The organism is Arthrobacter sp. (genome assembly GCF_031988865.1).
Taxonomy (GTDB): Bacteria; Actinomycetota; Actinomycetes; order Actinomycetales; family Micrococcaceae; genus Arthrobacter_B.
Genome location: NZ_DALZXY010000051.1, coordinates 22,126 through 24,853, shown reverse-complemented (window position 1 = coordinate 24,853; position 2,728 = coordinate 22,126). Strand labels below are relative to the sequence as shown.

2 protein-coding genes and 1 pseudogene are annotated in these 2,728 nt (G+C 68.1%); all 3 read left to right on the top strand.

The window, feature by feature from the left end; translation table 11 throughout:
- Positions 1–768 (top strand): annotated as a pseudogene (locus RTN46_RS10535) (primosomal protein N'); the annotation flags it as partial.
- Positions 769–865: 97 nt separating this feature from the next.
- Entirely contained in the window at positions 866–1,387 is a 522-nt protein-coding gene (locus RTN46_RS10530) for a DinB family protein (RefSeq protein WP_312181175.1), read from the top strand.
- A gap of 215 nt (positions 1,388–1,602) precedes the next feature.
- Complete coding sequence (locus RTN46_RS10525) at positions 1,603–2,616, top strand: NADP-dependent oxidoreductase (protein ID WP_312181173.1); 1,014 nt, start codon at positions 1,603–1,605, stop codon at positions 2,614–2,616.
- Positions 2,617–2,728 lie beyond the last annotated feature (112 nt).

Genomic DNA, 2,728 nt, shown 5'->3' with positions numbered 1-2,728 from the left:
TGCCGCTGGTGCGCCCGCCCCGAGCCGCGCTGGCATTGCCCCTCCTGCGGCAGCTTCCGGCTGCGTGCCTCCACCGCCGGCGCCGGGCGGACCGCCGAAGAGCTGGGCCGTGCCTTCCCATCCGTGGCTGTTGTGTCCTCCGCCGGAGACCACATCCGCGCCGAGGTTCCGGACACCCCCGCGCTGGTCGTGGCCACACCGGGTGCTGAACCCGTGGCGCCGTCGGGCTATGCGGCGGCACTGCTGCTGGACGGCACCACCATGCTCTCGCGGCAGTCACTGCGCGCGCAGGAAGAAACGCTGCGCCGCTGGCTGACCGCAGCAGCACTGGTGCGCCCGGCGAGGGACGGGGGAGTGGTGGTGGTGACGGCCGACGATACCGCGACCGTGGGGCATCTCCTGCGCTGGGACCCGGCGGGTGCCGCGGAACGTGAACTTGCCCTGCGGAGGGAACTGGGGCTCCCGCCCGCCGTCCGTTTCGCGGAGCTGTCCGGCTCCAGGGAAGGCCTCGAAGCCTTCGTCTCCCGGCTGGACCTTCCCGAGCGCGTGCGGATTGTGGGGCCAGCGCCGGCGGAGGAACCACCGTCGTCCCGCGGCGAAGAGGCTGGGACCCTGAACGGCGCCGGCCGCTGGCGGACCCTGTGCTTCTTCCCCTACGGTGATGCGCCTGCGGTCACGGCGGGAATGCGGGCGGCCAGGGCCGCGCTCTCAGCCCGCCGCACTGGGGACCCGGTCTTTGTCCGGGTGGACGGACCAGACGTCCTGTAGCGGTCTGGCCGGCGAAACGCTCCCCATGCCGGGGCACGAACTAATTCCCGGTACGAAGTTCGGGCTTCGGGCAATCCACATCCTCTACAGTGTGAAAATGGTCATAACTCCCGATACCAAAAACTGGACCTGGGTTTTGGAACGGCCCTGCCCCGAGTGCGGGTTCGACGCCGCTGCCACCTCCTTCGACGAGGTCCCCGGAATGCTGCGCGCCAACGCGGACGCCTGGCAGCAGGTGCTGGCCCGGCCCGATGCCACACAGCGCCCGGACGGCTCCACTTGGTCCGCCCTGGAATACGCGGCCCACGTCCGCGACCTGTGCCGTGTCTACCGCAGGCGGCTGGAACTGATGCTGGAAACCGACGGAGCGGAGTTCGCGGACTGGGACCAGGACGCCACCGCAGTCAGCGAAGGCTACGGAAAACAGGACCCTGCCCGGGTCGCTGTGGAACTGGCAGCCGAAGCCGAGGCTACCGCCCTGGCCTTCGCCGGCGTCGAACCCCGGCAGCTAGCCCACCGCGGACTGCGTTCGGACGGCACCGGCTTCACCGTGGATTCCCTGGCACGGTACTTCCTGCACGACGCCGTGCACCACCTGTGGGATGTGCGGCTCCGCTGAGGGCACTGGGCCCGCCCTGGACCGGCGGGCGGGACCGGCCGGACCACGCGGGCAGAGCTGCGAGGCGCTCGGTAACGCCGGCTGACACGGTGCCGGAGGTGTGAGCTACGCCGTCGGGGGAATGCGGGGAGGGGGCCCAGCCAGCCGTGATAAACAGGATGCTTACTGTTTTGCATGTGCGGCCGCAGAAACAGCCGCACGGAAGGAGCCCCACCATGTCTGTTCCATCAACCAGCCGCGAAATCCACCTCGCATCCCGTCCCGAAGGATGGCCGACCGATGAGAACTTCCGGCTGACCGAGGTCTCCGTGCCCGAACTGCAGGACGGTCAAATACTGGTCCGCAACACCAATATGTCCGTTGACCCCTACATGCGCGGGCGAATGAACGATGTGAAGTCGTATGTGCCTCCCTTCGCTCTGGATGCCCCGCTCGACGGCGGCGCTGTCGGCGAAGTCCTCGAATCACGCTCGGCGGCGCACAAACCCGGAGACACCGTCCTGCACGGGCTGGGCTGGCGGGACTACGCCGTCGTTGATGGCACCCGTGCCCGCGTCATTGACACGGATCTGGCACCGGCCAGCGCCTACCTGGGCGCGCTGGGCCTGACCGGCCTGACCGCCTACGCCGGTTTGACCAAGGTTGCCGAGTTCAAGGAAGGCGACGTCGTGTTCGTCTCCGGTGCTGCCGGTGCCGTCGGCTCGCTGGTGGGCCAGATCGCCAAGGCCCTTGGTGCCAAAAAGGTCATCGGCAGCGCCGGTTCCCCGGAAAAGGTCGAGCGCCTGCTTGAGCTGGGCTTCGATGAGGCCTTCAACTACCACGACGGCCCGGTCAAGGAGCAGCTGGCGAAGGCAGCCGGCGTCGACGGAATTGATGTCTACTTCGACAACGTAGGCGGCGAGCACCTCGAGGCCGCCATCGCAGTCATGAACAAGTACGGACGCATCGCCATGTGCGGCGCCATCTCGCAGTACAACACCACCGGCGCGCCCACCGGACCGCGCAACCTGGCCCTGGCCATCGGTAAGGAACTGACCCTGCGCGGATTTATCGCCAGCAGCTACAACCAGTACGCGGACGAGTTCGCCCAGCTGATGGGCGCCTGGCTCCGCGAAGAGAAGGTCAGCTACGACGAGACGTTCGTTGACGGACTGGAAAACGCCCCCCAGGCGTTCATCGACCTGATGAAGGGTGCCAACAAGGGCAAAATGGTGGTCCGCCTGGCCTAGCCGGCAGAACGGCTCAGCGGCCGGAGATATCTAGCTGGCAGAACAGCCTAGTTGGCGCAGAGGGGGCCGGGGTTCCACCCGGCCCCCTCTGCTGGCCGGCGGGCGCACCGGT